This window comes from Alcaligenes faecalis, assembly GCF_005311025.1.
Classification (GTDB): Bacteria; Pseudomonadota; Gammaproteobacteria; order Burkholderiales; family Burkholderiaceae_B; genus Alcaligenes; species Alcaligenes phenolicus.
This window is the reverse complement of the sequence record NZ_CP031747.1, coordinates 1,955,784-1,971,108: the sequence shown is the minus strand read 5'-3', so window position 1 is coordinate 1,971,108 and position 15,325 is coordinate 1,955,784. Positions and strand designations below refer to the sequence as shown.

Here is a 15,325-nt window from a genome sequence, read left to right as displayed (position 1 = left end):
TCTGCCCCTTACCCCGATCAATTGCGTTGGCCGAAAGGGCACTCAGGCAATGTCTATGTTATTGCGCACTCCCTCTGCTTCTTTCAAGAGCCTGGCTGCTTGGCAGGAAGTGGTGTGCGCGTACTTTGTGCCCTTGGAAGTTCAGCCGGATTCTCGCCGTGGTTTCTCCAACCGGGCGGCAACCGATCGCATGGGTTCGGTCGATGTCATGGAACTGTGTACCAGCGCGCAGCGCGTGCGTCGTACCCAGGCCTTGGCCAGCCGATCCGAGCAGGCGCTGTACAAGGTCACCTTGCAGATCAGTGGCAGTAGTCAGATTCAGCAGGATAATCGCAGTGGCATCTTGCACGCCGGGGAGTGGGGCATTTATGACACCACCCGCCCTTACGAAGTGGCCGTGCAGGATCAATCCCATTTTCTGGTCTTGCAGTTCGAGGAAGAGCGTTTGCTGCCTTGGTTGCCCTGGCTAAGCGATGCGGTGGCCCGCTCGTTCTCCGCCACGACAGGTCCGGCCCGAATTGCCATGGATATGCTGCGTTTGGGTTTGCAGGAGCGCGGGCACTTGTCGCCCTCGGCCTTGAGCGAACTGTCCCAGACCGTGATTCGCATGATGGCTCTGAGCCTGGCCGATGGTCGCCCGGTGACGACCGAGTCCGCCCTGGACGAAGTGCGGCGCGGGCAGCTGCTGCAAATTCAGCAATACGTGCAGGATCATCTGGGTGATACCGGTTTGAATGCCCAGTCCCTGGCGCTGCAGTTTCGCATTTCACGCCGTTATCTCTACAAGCTGTTCGAGCTGTGCGGGCAAGCGCCTGCCGATTACATCATGGCCGCCCGCCTGGAGCGCGCCTGTCAATTGTTGGTGGACGGCAAACCCGGTCGGCAGATCAGTGAGCTGGCCTGGCAAATGGGCTTTTCCGACGCGGCCGTGTTCAGCCACGCCTTCCGGCGACGCTATGGCGTATCGCCCAGCGAATGGCGTCGCAGCCGTATTTGCGGCGATTAAGTACAGCTACGTAGACGCAACTCCGACTTATCGCAGACGGGTCGGATTTCTATCCTAGAGGCTCATGATTATGGGGCGGCCGGTGTGGTTCGCCCGGCTTCTCAAGGACAGTCTTATGCGTCTACACCTCGATTGTGCGTTGCTGCACACCCAGCCATCGTGGGCTCAGAATCTACTGGCCATCATCCCGCCTTGCGAGCGTTTGCAGCTGCATGTTCTGCAGGCGCCACCACCGCCCCATCCCGATCAGGAGTATTTGTTTTTGCGCAGCGCATCGGCCTTGCTGCTGCGTTTTGATGCCTGTCTGATTCCCATCGAAGCGGCCACCCTGATTCACGTGCGCCGAGCCTTGTCGGTGGCCCAAGGTCATTTGCCAGTGCCGGTCTTTGGTTTGCTGCGGGGTGCTATCAAGGCCGCGGCCCTGACAGACCTGCTGGAACTGGGTCTGGCAGACTACGTGCGCGAGCCTTTATGCCTGGACGATTTGCGCGCCCGCATCAATCGTCAGCGTTTACAGACCTCTTCCCACGCTTTGAATGAACCGGGGCTGTCGGGTCGGATACACTATAGGGTGCAGGAAAACCAGGATCTGGTCCTGCACCCCGGCCCAACGGAGCAGCGCCTGTCGCAAACGATCTTGCAACAGGAGGGGACAACGCTGGAAGCCTATGCCGCTGCGGTAGCCTCGCGCTATGCCAGCAGCCAGGAATCTTTCAAAGTTGCCAAGGGACGGATAGTGGCCCGCTTCGAGCAGGCTTATATCCACGCCGCCCTTGATCGCCATAGCGGCAATATCGCCATGGCGGCCCGCTCCGCGCAAAAGCACCGGCGTGCTTTCTGGGCACTGATGCGCAAACACCATATCGATGCAGCACGCTTTCGATCCGCGTCAAACCCAGACGACGAACACGATGGTTAAAATTAACAGGCATTTTTCAATAGGGATTGCCGTGTCTTTACCTCAATTAAAAAACGATGTTTTCCTGCGCTCGCTGTTGCGCGAACCTGTGCCTTACACCCCCATCTGGCTGATGCGTCAGGCCGGGCGTTATTTGCCTGAATACAATGCCACCCGTGCCCAGGCTGGCTCCTTCATGCAATTGGCTCAGAATCCCGAATTTGCGTGCGAAGTAACCTTGCAGCCCCTGCGTCGTTTCGATCTGGATGCCGCCATTCTGTTCTCGGACATCCTGACCGTGCCACACGCCATGGGCCTGGGTCTGGATTTCGTCGCTGGTGAAGGCCCGCGTTTTGCCCGTCCTGTACGCAACGAAGCCGACGTCATGGCGCTGGAAGCGCCGGACATGTCCAAGCTGCAATACGTGTTTGATGCCGTTTCGCTGATCCGCAAGGAACTGGACGGCAAAGTACCGCTGATCGGCTTTGCCGGCAGTCCCTGGACCATTGCCTGCTACATGGTGGAAGGCCAGGGCTCGGACGACTACCGTCTGGTGAAAAGCATGATGTATCAGCGTCCGGACCTGATGCACCGTATGCTGGAAATCAATGCTCAAACCACCTGCGAATACCTGAACAATCAAATCCGTGCTGGTGCACAGGCGGTGATGCTGTTCGACAGCTGGGGTGGTGTGTTGTCCGACTCCCTGTTCCAGGAATTCTCCCTGGCCTACACCCGTAAAGTGGTTGATGGCCTGATTCGCGAGCATGACGGCAAGCGCGTCCCTGTCATCGTCTTTACCAAGGGCGGCGGCATGTGGCTGGAAGATATTGCTGGCTGTGGCGCTGATGCCATGGGTGTGGACTGGACGGTGAACCTGTCCCGTGCGCGCGCTCGTATTGGTGACAAACTAGCCTTGCAAGGCAATCTGGACCCCATGACCATGTTCGGTGGCGAAGAAGCCATCCGCCGTGAAGCCCGTCGCGTTATTGACGACTTTGGCCCTGTGGGTCAGGGCGGTCACGTGTTCAACTTCGGTCACGGTATTTCGCGTTTCACAGACCCGGAAGCCGTGGGCATTCTGGTCGACGAAGTGCATTCCTACAGCCGTCGTCACCACAGCGTTTGATAGCCTTTGCGCACGAGCTGTCGCAGCTTGTGCGCAAAGTTATGCACACAGACAGAGCTGGGTTTGAGGTCTTTATATTTAAGGTTTAATTTCAATACCCAGTTTTAATTAGTTGATTTCTCTGTGTTTTATCCTTATTTCAGAGATATTGAAAATTAAATTGTATCTGTGCTTGCATCTTTGTATTTTTTGTTCATGTCATTTTCCCCAAAGTTATCCACAGGCCGCTAAGCTCTTGACTTATCAGGCTTTCAGCCAGGCCAGCCCTTTTTTGAACCACCATCCATGATCGCCACTCCTGACGCTATTTCTGCATCGGCAAGCACCGGACCTTTCTGGCTGCATGTGGCTTTGGACGTTCCTCTGGATGGGGTGTTTGATTATCAGCACCACGAGCCCGTCCTGATCGGACAGCGGGTCATTGTGCATTTTGGGCGGCGGCAGATGATAGGCGTGGTGGTGGCTTTGCCGGAGCAACCTTCCTACCCGCCCGAGCAGGTCAAAGCGATTGATCAACTGTTGGATGACTTGCCTCCTTTCCCGGAGGACTGGTTGCGGATGGCGCGCTTTGCGTCTACCTATTACCACCGTCCGCTGGGCGAGGTCATGATGCCGTCCTTGCCAGGGCCTTTGCGCAAACCCTCTGCCTATCTGGGCAAGCGTTCCGCTGGTGGTCCGGTATTGCGCATGGCCAAGCGCAAGGAAAAGAAGGTGGAGCCGGTGGACAGCGATGTCCTGCCCGTGCTCAATGCCGAACAGCAGGCTGCAGTAGATGGCATTGTGGCGGCTAAACCCGGTAGCTGCTTATTGCTGCATGGTGTAACGGGTAGCGGGAAAACCGAAGTCTATATGCGGGTGCTGGAGCAAGTGCTGGCTGCCGGTCGGCAAGTCTTGTTCATGGTGCCCGAAATCAACCTGACACCTCAGTTCGAGCAGGTCTTGCGTGCCCGTTTGGCGCGCGTCTTGCCCGGCGATGTGCTGGCTGTCTTGCATAGCGGTCTGTCCGAAGGTGAGCGGCTGCGCTCCTGGTTGCGCGTCAACAGTGGTCAGGCGCGCATTTTGTTGGGAACACGGCTGTCCATTTTCACGCCCATGCCCGAGCTGGGCCTGATTATTGTGGACGAGGAGCACGACGCTTCTTACAAGCAACAGGATGGCTTGCGCTACTCCGCTCGGGATCTGGCCGTGTGGCGTGGCTACGATCTGAAAGTGCCGGTGGTGCTGGGTTCAGCCACCCCTTCGCTGGAAAGCTGGAATCATGCCCGACAAGGGCGCTATAGCTTGTTGAGTCTGCCCAAGCGCGCACGAGAGGTTTCCTTACCGCGAGTGCGTCTGGTCGATACCCGCCATTTGCGCCTGGAGTCGGGCTTTTCTCCCCAACTGCTGGATGCGCTGGAAGCGTGTCTGGAGCGCGGCGAGCAGTCTCTGGTTTTCATTAACCGGCGTGGCTATGCACCTGTGCTGCATTGCGCCTCTTGCGGCTGGCTATCCCAATGCCCGCGTTGTACGGTTTACACCGTGCTGCACCGGCAAAATGGCTTCAAGCACAATTTGCAGTGCCACCATTGTGGTTACCAGGCTCCTGTCCCGCGTGCTTGCCCGGATTGCGGCGATCAGGACTTGCAGCCTATGGGTCGTGGCACCCAACGTATTGAAGAGTTTCTGGGCGAGCGGTTTCCGAATGCTCGACTGGTGCGTATCGACGCGGACAGCACCCGTTTGAAGGGCAGCGCGCAGCAATTGTTTGAGCAGGTGCATGCGGGCGAAGTGGACATCATGGTGGGGACGCAAATGGTCGCCAAGGGCCATGACTTCACTCGCCTGAGCGTGGTGGGCGTGCTCAATGCCGATGCCACCTTGTTCGCCCATGACTTCCGGGCGCCCGAGCGTCTGTTTGCCCAGTTGATGCAGGTGGCTGGTCGGGCTGGTCGCCATACCGAAGGGGCGGATGTCATCATCCAGACGGGCTACCCGGAGCAGGCGGTTTATCAAAGTCTGATCAAGCACGATTACATAGGCTTTGCTCAAAGTGCCTTGAACGAGCGCGAGTCCGTGGGCTTGCCGCCTTTTGCCTATCAGGTGCTCCTGTCTGCCGAAGCGCCGCAATTGGCAGATGCGATTCGATTGCTGACCCAGGCACGTCGTTTGCCTGAAGAATATCCGAATGAATTTCCCGGCGCGGATCAGGTTTTCCTGTACGATCCCGTGCCCTTACGTGTTTTGCGCGTTGCCAAAGTCGAGCGTGCCCAGTTGCTGTTGGAAAGCGCCCATCGCCCAGCCTTGCAAGCCTTCGTGCGCTATTGGGCGCCCCAGGTCGCCCAGTTGGCCAAGCAGCATAAAGTGCGTATTACGATTGAGGTCGATCCTCTCGAAATTTAAGATTCTCCAGGCTCATGTGCATGCAGGGGACGATAGGAGCATCTCGGGTACAGCAGAGTGTATCCTTGTGCGCTATTTAGTTTTGCACGCTGTTTGGCTTTGAACCTCGTTTTCTTGCCTCGTATTCACTGATTTCACCATGTCCACCTCCGTCACTACACCAGGCCATACCGTCCCCACCGACCTGAACGCCATGCAGCGTCAGGCCGTGTTGTATATGGATGGGCCTTGCCTGGTGCTGGCCGGAGCGGGCAGTGGCAAGACACGGGTGATCACACAGAAAATCGCTTATCTGCTGCGTGAGTGTGGGTACACGGGCCGGCAAGTGGTCGCGCTGACTTTTACCAATAAAGCGGCGCGTGAAATGAACGAGCGGATTCGCGCCTTGGTGGATCCCAAGCTGTTGCGAGGGCTGACTGTCAGCACCTTTCACTCTCTGGGCTTGCGCATGTTGCGTGAGGAAGCCCAGCACGTGGGTTTGAAGCCACGCTTCTCCATTCTGGATTCCAACGATGCGCTGGCAATTATTCAGGAGCTGCTGGCCACCACGGATAAAGGTCGCCTGAAGTCCGTTCAGCAGGAAATTTCCTTATGGAAAAACGCCTTGATGGGGCCGGACGATGCGGAGCGCGCTGCAAACTCGCCTAGCCAGATCGAGGCGGCTCGTATTTACCGCGACTACGCCGCCACCTTGATTGCCTATCAGTCGGTAGACTTTGATGATCTGATCCGCCTGCCTGCGCAGTTGATGGAAGAAAATCAGGAAGTGTGCGAGCGCTGGCAGCGTCGGGTGCAGTATCTGCTGGTGGACGAGTATCAGGACACTAACCTCTGTCAGTATCGGCTGGTGCGCTCTCTAACCGGTCAGCGCAATATGTTTACCGTGGTGGGGGACGACGATCAGGCCATTTACGCCTGGCGTGGCGCTACCGTGGAGAATCTGGCGCAGCTTCCCAAGGATTACCCGGACTTGAAAGTCGTGAAGCTGGAGCAGAACTATCGCTCGGTGCAGCGCATCTTGCAGGCCGCCAATAATGTCATTGGCAATAATCCTGTCGTGTTCGGTAAGAAGCTTTGGTCTGATCTGGGCTTTGGTGAGCCTATCCAGGTCCACGTGACAGACGACGAACAGAACGAGGCCGATTCAGTTGCCATGCGTATCTCGGCAGAGCGCTTCGAGCGTCAGGCCGAGTGGCGAGATTTTGCGGTGCTGTACCGTGGCAACCATCAAGCTCGGATCTTTGAGCAGGCGCTGCGTAATTTGCGCATTCCCTACACCATCTCGGGTGGGCAGAGTTTCTTTGACAAGGCCGAGATTCGCGACATCCTGTCTTACTTGCGAGTCGTTGCGAACGACGATGATGACCCGGCATTCATCCGCGCGGCGACGACACCCAGACGCGGGATTGGGCAGGCTACCTTGCAGGTGCTGGGTCAGTTTGCGGCGGAACAAAAGCTGTCTTTATATTCCGCCGTCTCGCAAATCGCTCTGACGGATCGCTTACCGGAAAGGCAGTTGGAGCCTTTAAGTGTCTTTGCGCAATTTATTGGCCGTATCCAGCAAAGAGCGGACCGGGTAGAGAGCGATCAGGAAGGACACGAGACGGCCGTCAGCGAATTGCTTGACGAGCTGCTGCGGGCGATTGATTACGAGCGCTATCTCTACGATATGTTCGACGAGCGCCCTGCGCAGACCCGTTGGGAAAACGTGTTGGAGTTGATTACCTGGCTAAAGTCCAAAGCGGCAGACGATCAGCTGAGCCTGAATGACTTGGTGCAGCGAGTTGCCCTGATCACCATGTTGGAACGAGGCGAGGACGAAGACCCGGATGCGGTTAAGTTGTCCACGCTCCATGCTTCCAAAGGTCTGGAGTATCCACATGTGTTCTTGGTGGGGGTGGAAGAGGGGCTGCTGCCGCACATCGGGCGCGATGATGAAGATATAGACCCGGATAAAGAAGCCGATATTCTGGCCCAGCGTATTCAGGAAGAACGGCGTTTGATGTACGTGGGTATTACGCGTGCGCAACGCAGCTTGCGCTTGAGCTGGTGCAAGAAGCGCAGACGCGCACGTGAGAATCTGGTGCGTGAGCGGTCGCGCTTTATTGATGAGATGAAGATTGAAGACCCTGGTGCCCAGGAAGATCCGGCGCAGGCGGCTTTAAGTCCCAAGCAGCGGCTGGATATGCTGAAGAACTTGTTGAGCAAGTCTTGAGTAGTTCTTCTTGATCAAGGGCGATTTCGTGTTGGGCCTATGTTTTGTGAGGCACCGTAGTTCTGCTGGCCAGCTTTTGCTGGCCTTTTTCATGTTTTGTGGCGCTGGAAGAAACGCTCTCCGTGCCAGGACTTGTCTTGAGCTTGGGGCAGGGGAGACGCGTTGTGAGGTGCTTGCGCCAAATGAGTCAAGATCCTGGGCGGTGCATGAAGGTGTGCCCTTGGAATGGCTGCATTGGCAAACGCAGAAAAAACAAAAGCCTGCTAAATCAGCAGGCTTTTCAACATCAAGCGGTGTTTTGCTTGAGCGTTACGACGGTGATGCGTGGCTTACCAGTAGCTGGCCGACATGCGGGAATCGCGGATGCGGGCTTCGTTCAAGGCACGGGTCAGTTCGACCATGTACTTGAACACCACGTTTGCGGCTTTGGAAACTTGTTTGGCCGCTGCTTTGGTCAGTGCAGTTAAAGACACGGATTCACCATTTTCCAGGGCATGCTGCATTACCCCACGCTCAACAGCATCACTCCAGTGAATGTAGTGCGAGTAAGTGGTCATGGTAGACATTTGCTTTCCCTTTAAGGTGAAGGTCTAAGTTACGAGTCCTCATTATAGGGTTTTCCCTAGTCTAAAAGCAAGGGTAAACCCTAGGGATTGGATTAGCCTGTGGTTTTTAGGGGAAAACCCTAGGGTTATTTGGAAAGGGAAATTAAATCAAAGGCTTATGGGGGGGTGTAGGGTTTTGCGGGTTTTAGGTGGGGAGTGGAGTCCTTGCGGCAGCCCTTGCTGGCTTGAGGTTGGGTCGGAGCGGAAGCTTGCCGGTGCTGCGCACCGGTGCCCTTGTCTGGGGCTGTTGTAGGGCGCACCTTGAACTCGTTCAGTGGTTTGTCCCCCGGACAAACCACAAGCGTTGAACTCAAACAGCAAGGTGCTTGCATCCCTACAACAGCCCCAGACGGCGGCAAGCCCCCTGAATGCTCCAACCCAGCCTCAAGCCAGCAAGGGCTTCAGAATGATGGCAACCAACAGCCAACAGCCAACAGCCAACAGCCAACAGCCAACAGCCAACAGCCAACAGCCAACAGCCGACAACCCACAACTAATCGCTCTGGCTGCTTCTTGCTGCAATCCGTTGCCAGGCAAATAAAGCTGGCAGATATGGATGACAGGCTCGTAGGCTAGTTGTAGGCAGCAGGCAGCAGGCAGCAGGCAGCAGGCAGCGAGCCGCAAACAACAAATAAGAACCCGCGAAGTCAGGGGGCCTGGAAGTGATCTCGTTCGCTTGAAGACAAACAGCCAGCCGTTTATCGCGGCTGGCTGTTTGTGTACTGGTACTACCAAGAAGGCTTAGCGGGGAAGTGTCGAACTCCCCATCAGGAACTCGTCTACGGAACGGGCACATTGGCGGCCTTCACGGATGGCCCAGACGATCAGGGACTGGCCGCGTCGCATGTCTCCGGCGGCGAAGACTTTGGCTCGGCTGGTTTGGTAGTCATCCGTGTTGGCGGCGACGTTGCCGCGCTGGTCGGCTTCTACGGCAAAGGCGTCCAGCACTTGGCGTACGGGGGCGGTGAAGCCCATGGCCAGCAGGACCAGGTCGGCGGGGAAGGTCATTTCGGAACCGGCAATGGGCGTCATGTTCATGCGGCCTGTCGCGGGATCGGTTTTCCATTCCACCCGCACGGCGCGCAGTTCTTTGACTTGGCCGTTCTTGCCTTCCAGCTCTACGGTGTTGATTGCCCAGTCACGCTCGCAGCCTTCTTCGTGCGAGGACGAGGTGCGCAGCTTCATGGGCCAGTAGGGCCAGGTCAGCTCTGTGTTTTCCTGCTCGGGCGGGCGGGGCATCAGTTCGAATTGGGTGACTGATTTTGCGCCTTGGCGTGTGCTGGTGCCCACGCAGTCCGAGCCGGTATCACCACCACCAATCACCACGACATGTTTGCCTTGGGCGCTGATGGCGGGGGTGCCACGTGAACCGGCAACTTGTTGGTTCTGGATACGCAGGAAGTCCATGGCGGGATGTACGCCTTGCAGCTGGCTACCGGGGGCGTCCAGCAGGCGTGGGGTTTCGGAGCCGCCGGCCAGGATGATGGCGTCGAACTGTTGCTCAAGATCGGTAGGGGACAGCACGGTCAGCCCCGGTTCCTGGGCGGCTTGATCTTGTGCCTGACCAATATAGGTAGAAGGGCAAAACTGCACGCCCTCGGCCTGCATTTGGGCGATGCGACGATCTAGCAAGTGTTTGTCCAGCTTGAAGTCGGGGATGCCGTAGCGCATCAGGCCACCAATGCGGTCGCTTTTCTCGTACACGGTGACGTCGTGGCCGACGCGTGCCAATTGCTGAGCACTGGCCAAGCCAGCAGGGCCGGAGCCGATGACGGCCACGCGTTTGCCGGTTTTGTGGGTAGGCACTTGTGGCACAACCCAGCCCTCTGCCCAGCCCTTGTCGATGATGGCGTGCTCGATGGATTTGATCCCCACGGGCGCACGGTCGATGTTCAAGGTACAGGCTGCCTCGCAAGGAGCGGGGCAGATGCGGCCGGTAATTTCCGGAAAGTTATTGGTGGAGTGCAGCACGTCCAGCGCTTCTTTCCACTGCTGGCGGTAAACCAGATCATTCCAGTCGGGGATGATGTTGTTGACCGGGCAGCCGTTGTGGCAGAAGGGGATGCCGCAATCCATGCAGCGGGCGGCCTGCTGGCCAGCCTGCTCGTCGTTCAATACCTGGACAAACTCTTTCCAGTGCTTGACCCGCTTTAAAGGAGCTTCTACGGCTTCTTGCAGACGTTGAAACTCAAGAAATCCAGTCGTCTTTCCCATGATGTGTCGTTTCCTGATGGTGATGGGAAGGGTTCAGGCCGAAGCCGAACGGCGGGTTTTACTGCTTTTGGGGGCGGCTTTGCTCGCTTGCGGGCCTTGCCACAATTCGCTCAATGCACGGCGGTACTCGCGTGGAATGACTTTGACGAATTGTGCGCGGGCGCTGTCCCAGTCTTTCAAGAGCTCGCGGGCCTGGAAGCTGCCCGTGGCCTTGAAATGTTCCTGAACCAGAGTTTGCAAGATGGCATCGTCGGTCTGACGTTCACCCTGGGCGTTACGGCTGTGCCATTGCGCCATGCTGCTGTTCATCTCTTGCTCGGCCTTGCTCAGGACAGGTTCCAGATCCACCATGCCGGGGTTGCAGCGCAGTTGCAGGCGACGTTGCGGGTCCCACACGTAGGCCACGCCACCGGACATGCCGGCTGCAAAGTTGCGGCCCACTTCGCCCAGGACAACCACGGTGCCGCCCGTCATGTATTCGCAACCATGATCGCCTACGCCTTCCACAACCGCGCTGGCACCGGAGTTACGCACGGCAAAGCGTTCACCGGCCACGCCGTTGAAGTAAGCCGCACCGGACAGGGCACCGTAAAGCACGGTATTGCCCACGATGATGTGGTCCGGGCCGTAGCCACGGAAGTCGTTGGGCGAGCGCACGATAATGCGTCCACCGGACAAGCCTTTACCCACGTAGTCATTGGCTTCACCCACTAGATCCAGGGTGATGCCCTGCGCCAGGAAAGCGCCAAAGCTCTGGCCCGCCGTGCCTTTGCATTGAATGTGCAGGCTGTCGTCAGGCAAACCTTGATGGCCGTATTTCTTGGTGAATACGCCCGAGAGCATGGCACCGACGCTGCGGTTGCGGTTACGTACGGGAGTGATGAAAGACAACGGCGTGCCCTGATTCAAGGTCACGGCGCTGCGCTCGATCAGTTGGCGATCCAGCGTGTGTTCCAGGTCATGATCCTGGGTCGCGATCTGGCGTGGCGACTCTTCGTTATCCACTTTGTGCAGCAGACGGGAGAAGTCCAGGCCCTGGGCTTTCCAGTGTTCGATACCGCTGCGCATATCCAGCCAGTCGCTGCGACCGATCAGATCGTCAAAGTGGCGTACACCCAGCTTGGCCATCAGTTCACGCACTTCTTCTGCAACGAAGAAGAAGTAGTTCACCACGTGCTCGGGCTTGCCCTTGAACTTGCGGCGCAGCACGGGGTCCTGGGTGGCGACACCAACGGGACAGGTGTTCAGATGGCATTTGCGCATCATGATGCAGCCTTCCACGACCAGCGGAGCGGTGGCAAAGCCAAATTCATCCGCACCCAGCAAGGCACCGATCACCACATCGCGGCCGGTTTTCATCTGACCGTCGGCCTGCACGCGGATGCGGCTGCGCAAGCGGTTCAGCAACAGGGTTTGCTGGGTTTCAGCCAGACCCAGTTCCCACGGGGTACCGGCATGCTTGATGGAGGACAGGGGCGAAGCACCCGTACCACCGTCGTGACCGGCAATCACGATGTGATCGGCCTTGGCTTTGGCAACACCAGCAGCCACGGTGCCCACACCGACCTTGGACACCAGCTTCACGGAGATATCTGCTTGTGGGTTCACGTTCTTCAAATCGTGAATCAGCTGGGCCAAATCTTCGATGGAGTAAATGTCGTGATGGGGGGGAGGAGAAATCAGGCCCACACCGGGAACGGAGTAACGCAGTTTGGCGATGTACTCGGACACTTTATGGCCGGGCAACTGGCCGCCTTCACCGGGTTTGGCTCCTTGTGCCATCTTGATCTGAATTTGATCGGCACTGCACAGGTATTGGGCGGATACGCCAAAGCGGCCGGACGCAACCTGCTTGATGCGCGAGCGCAGCGAATCGTTCTCTTGCAGCTCAATGTCGGCAAATACGCGATCCTGTCCCAGGACGCTGGCCAAGGTGTCACCCTGGCGAATGCCGCTTTTACCGTGCTGCATTTCGTGCTGGTAGCGCAACTCGTCCTCGCCACCTTCACCAGTATTGGACTTGCCGCCAATCCGGTTCATGGCCACGGCCAGTACGGCGTGGGCTTCGGTTGAAATCGAACCCAGCGACATGGCGCCGGTTGCAAAGCGTTTGACGATCTCGCTAGCCGGTTCCACCTCTTCCAAAGGAATCGCTTGAGCCGGGTCCAGACGTAGTTCGAACAAACCACGCAGTGTCATGTGACGGCGGCTTTGCTCGTTGATGAGCTGGGCGTATTCCTTGTAGGTGCTGTAGTTCTGGCTGCGGGTGGCGTGCTGCAGTTTGGCGATGGAGTCGGCGGTCCACATATGGGCTTCGCCGCGCACGCGTACTGCGTATTCGCCACCGGCTTCCAGATGGTTTTCCAGCACGGGGTCTTTGCTGTAGGCGGCGCGGTGCTGACGCAGCGCTTCTTCAGCCACGGTGAAGATATCAATCCCTTCTACCGGACAGGAGGTGCCCACAAAGTACTTGTCCACCAGCGAGCGCGACAGGCCGATGGTCTCGAAAATCTGCGCGCCGGTGTAGGACATGTAGGTGGAGATGCCCATTTTGGACATGACCTTGTACAAGCCCTTGTTGATGGCCTTGATGTAGTAGCCCTCGGCCTGGGAGGCGTCGATCTGGTTGATCGGGTCCTGGGCCAGATGTTGCAGGCTTTCAAAAGCCAGCCAGGGGTGCATGGCTTCGGCACCATACGCACCCAGCAGGGCGAAGTGATGCACTTCACGGGCCGAGCCGGTTTCCACAACCAGACCCGTGCGGGTACGCAGACCGATGCGGATCAGGTGCTGGTGAATGGCCGAGGTTGCCAGCAGGGCGGGGATGGCCACATGCTCGGCGTCACATCGGCGATCTGTCAGGATCAGGATGTTGTAGCCATCGCGCACGGCATCGGCCGCACGGGCGCACAGTGCGGCCACGCTGGCCTCAATGCCTTCCGGGCCCCAGGCGCTGGGGTAGATGATGTCCAGTTCCTGGCTGCGGAACTTGCCATTGCTGGCCGCTTCAATGCGTCGGATCTGGTTCATGTCAGCCGGGCTCAGCACGGGCTGGGACACTTCCAGGCGCAGCGGCGGGTTGACGTTGTTGATGTCCAGCAGATTGGGCTTGGGGCCAATAAAGGACACCAGCGACATCACCATCTGTTCGCGAATCGGGTCGATAGGCGGGTTGGTAACCTGAGCAAACAGCTGGCGGAAGTAGTTGTAGAAGGGCTTGGACTTGTCGGACAGCACGGCCAACGGCGCGTCGTTGCCCATGGAGCCGGTGGCCTCTTCGCCCTTGCTGGCCATGGGCTGCAGGACGACTTTGATGTCTTCCTGAGTCCAGCCAAAAGCTTGTTGCTGATCCAGCAGGTCGCGTGTGGCCAATTGGGGGCGCACGCTGGGCACGCTGGGCAGGGAGTCCAGGCGCAAGCGTAGGCGTTCAATCCACTGCTTGTAGGGGTGGGTGTTGGCCAGTTGGGACTTGATCTCGGCATCGTCAATGATGCGGCCCTGTTCCAGATCGATCAGCAGCATCTTGCCCGGTTGCAGACGCCATTTCTTGACGATGCGGTGCTCAGGAATAGGCAGGGTACCGGCTTCAGAGGCCAGCACAATCATGTCGTCGTCGGTAATGACGTAGCGGGCGGGACGCAGGCCGTTACGGTCCAGCAGCGCACCAATTTGCAGGCCATCAGTAAAGGCGATGGCAGCAGGGCCATCCCATGGTTCCATCTGGGCTGCGTAGTACTCGTAGAAAGCGCGACGGCTTTCGTCCATCTCGGCGTGTTGCTCCCAGGCCTCCGGCATCATGATCATCATGGCGTGCGGCAGCGAGTAGCCGGCCATCACCAGCAGTTCCAGACAGTTATCGAAAGTGGCCGTGTCGGACTGGCCTTCGTACACGATGGGGTAAAGCTTTTGCAGATCCGAACCCAGCACGGCCGATTCCATGGCGCCTTCACGGGCACGCAGCCAGTTGAAGTTGCCCTGTACCGTGTTGATCTCGCCATTGTGGGCGATCAGGCGGTAGGGGTGGGCCAGAGGCCAGGCGGGGAAGGTATTGGTGGAAAAGCGCTGGTGCACCAGGGCCAGGGCGGAACAGGCGCGAGGGTCGGCCAGATCGCGGTAGTAGCGGCCAACCTGGTCAGCCAGCAGCAGGCCTTTGTAGACGATGGTACGCACCGAGGCCGAGGTCACAAAGTATTCCTGGCCGTGGGCCAATGCCATGCGGTAGATGGCGTGGCTGGCGGTCTTGCGGATCACGTACAGCTTGCGCTCCAGCGCATCGGGCACCATCACATCCGGGCCGCGGCCAATGAACAGCTGGCGAATCACCGGTTCGTTGGCCTTGACGGTGGGCGACATGGGCATGGTGCTGTCCACCGGCACATCGCGCCAGCCCAGCATGTGCTGGCCTTCGGCACGTACCGCACGTTCCAGCTCCTGTTCACAGGCCAGGCGGGAAGCGGTTTCCTTGGGCAGGAACACCATGGCTACGCCGTACTCGCCGGGGGGCGGCAGGGTCACGCCCTGAGCGGCCATTTCTTCGCGGTAAAGCTGGTCGGGGATCTGGATCAGAATGCCTGCACCGTCGCCCATCAAGGGATCTGCGCCTACAGCGCCGCGGTGATCAAGGTTTTCCAGGATTTTAAGGCCTTGGGTGATGATGGCGTGGCTCGCCTGGCCTTTGATGTGTGCGATAAATCCGACGCCGCAGGCGTCGTGTTCGTTAGCGGGAAGGTACAAGCCTTGGGCTTGGGGGGGACAGGAGTGTGTCATGGGCGTATCCGCAAAGAACGTGTTAAAGCGGTGCATTTGTTGCAGCGCAAAAAATAAAATACAGCGATTTTTTTTTTGCACGCAAGATTTTTTTGCGAATACGGTAAAAAAA

The 15,325-nt window shown here is 58.1% G+C and carries 8 protein-coding genes; 5 read left to right on the top strand and 3 right to left on the bottom strand.

The genetic code is table 11. The features are described 5' to 3' along the window. Nucleotides 1–49: 49 nt before the first annotated feature. The 5 genes from D0C27_RS08985 (at nt 50) to D0C27_RS08965 (ending at nt 7,627) form a co-directional block, all read left to right on the top strand. Nucleotides 50–1,006 (top strand): helix-turn-helix domain-containing protein, encoded by a 957-nt coding sequence (locus D0C27_RS08985; protein WP_230940616.1) that lies wholly within the window; start codon nt 50–52, stop codon nt 1,004–1,006. 115 nt (nt 1,007–1,121) lie between these two features. Then, on the top strand, nt 1,122–1,925 hold the full coding sequence (locus D0C27_RS08980; RefSeq protein WP_035269207.1) for a hypothetical protein: 804 nt from the start codon (nt 1,122–1,124) through the stop codon (nt 1,923–1,925). A 31-nt stretch (nt 1,926–1,956) separates the two neighbouring features. Beyond that, nucleotides 1,957–3,033, top strand: a complete 1,077-nt coding sequence (hemE, locus tag D0C27_RS08975; RefSeq protein WP_009462699.1) for a uroporphyrinogen decarboxylase — start codon at nt 1,957–1,959, stop codon at nt 3,031–3,033. 285 nt (nt 3,034–3,318) lie between these two features. Continuing rightward, nucleotides 3,319–5,412, top strand: coding sequence for a primosomal protein N' (locus D0C27_RS08970; protein WP_137430806.1), 2,094 nt, complete (start codon nt 3,319–3,321; stop codon nt 5,410–5,412). 139 nt (nt 5,413–5,551) lie between these two features. After that, entirely contained in the window at nt 5,552–7,627 is a 2,076-nt protein-coding gene (locus D0C27_RS08965; RefSeq protein WP_137430805.1) for a UvrD-helicase domain-containing protein, read from the top strand. A 329-nt stretch (nt 7,628–7,956) separates the two neighbouring features. Here D0C27_RS08965 and D0C27_RS08960 read toward each other — a convergent pair whose 3' ends face one another. The 3 genes from D0C27_RS08960 to D0C27_RS08945 form a co-directional block, all read right to left on the bottom strand. Next, the gene (locus tag D0C27_RS08960; protein WP_022983381.1) at nt 7,957–8,193 is read right to left on the bottom strand and encodes a hypothetical protein; all 237 of its coding nucleotides are present in this window, start codon (nt 8,191–8,193) and stop codon (nt 7,957–7,959) included. 780 nt (nt 8,194–8,973) lie between these two features. Then, nucleotides 8,974–10,446, bottom strand: coding sequence for a glutamate synthase subunit beta (locus D0C27_RS08950; RefSeq protein ID WP_137430804.1), 1,473 nt, complete (start codon nt 10,444–10,446; stop codon nt 8,974–8,976). Between the two features lie 33 nt (nt 10,447–10,479). Beyond that, nucleotides 10,480–15,213, bottom strand: a complete 4,734-nt coding sequence (locus tag D0C27_RS08945; protein WP_137430803.1) for a glutamate synthase-related protein — start codon at nt 15,211–15,213, stop codon at nt 10,480–10,482. Between the last annotated feature and the right edge of the window lie 112 nt (nt 15,214–15,325).

What these genes read in the sequence shown, in the direction of transcription:
- D0C27_RS08985 (WP_230940616.1), top strand. Translation starts at nt 50, where the DNA reads ATGTCTATGTTATTGCGCACTCCCTCTGCTTCTTTCAAGAGCCTGGCT.
- D0C27_RS08950 (WP_137430804.1), bottom strand. Translation starts at nt 10,446, where the DNA reads ATGGGAAAGACGACTGGATTTCTTGAGTTTCAACGTCTGCAAGAAGCC.
- D0C27_RS08945 (WP_137430803.1), bottom strand. Translation starts at nt 15,213, where the DNA reads ATGACACACTCCTGTCCCCCCCAAGCCCAAGGCTTGTACCTTCCCGCT.
- D0C27_RS08965 (WP_137430805.1), top strand. Translation starts at nt 5,552, where the DNA reads ATGTCCACCTCCGTCACTACACCAGGCCATACCGTCCCCACCGACCTG.
- D0C27_RS08960 (WP_022983381.1), bottom strand. Translation starts at nt 8,193, where the DNA reads ATGTCTACCATGACCACTTACTCGCACTACATTCACTGGAGTGATGCT.
- D0C27_RS08970 (WP_137430806.1), top strand. Translation starts at nt 3,319, where the DNA reads ATGATCGCCACTCCTGACGCTATTTCTGCATCGGCAAGCACCGGACCT.
- D0C27_RS08980 (WP_035269207.1), top strand. Translation starts at nt 1,122, where the DNA reads ATGCGTCTACACCTCGATTGTGCGTTGCTGCACACCCAGCCATCGTGG.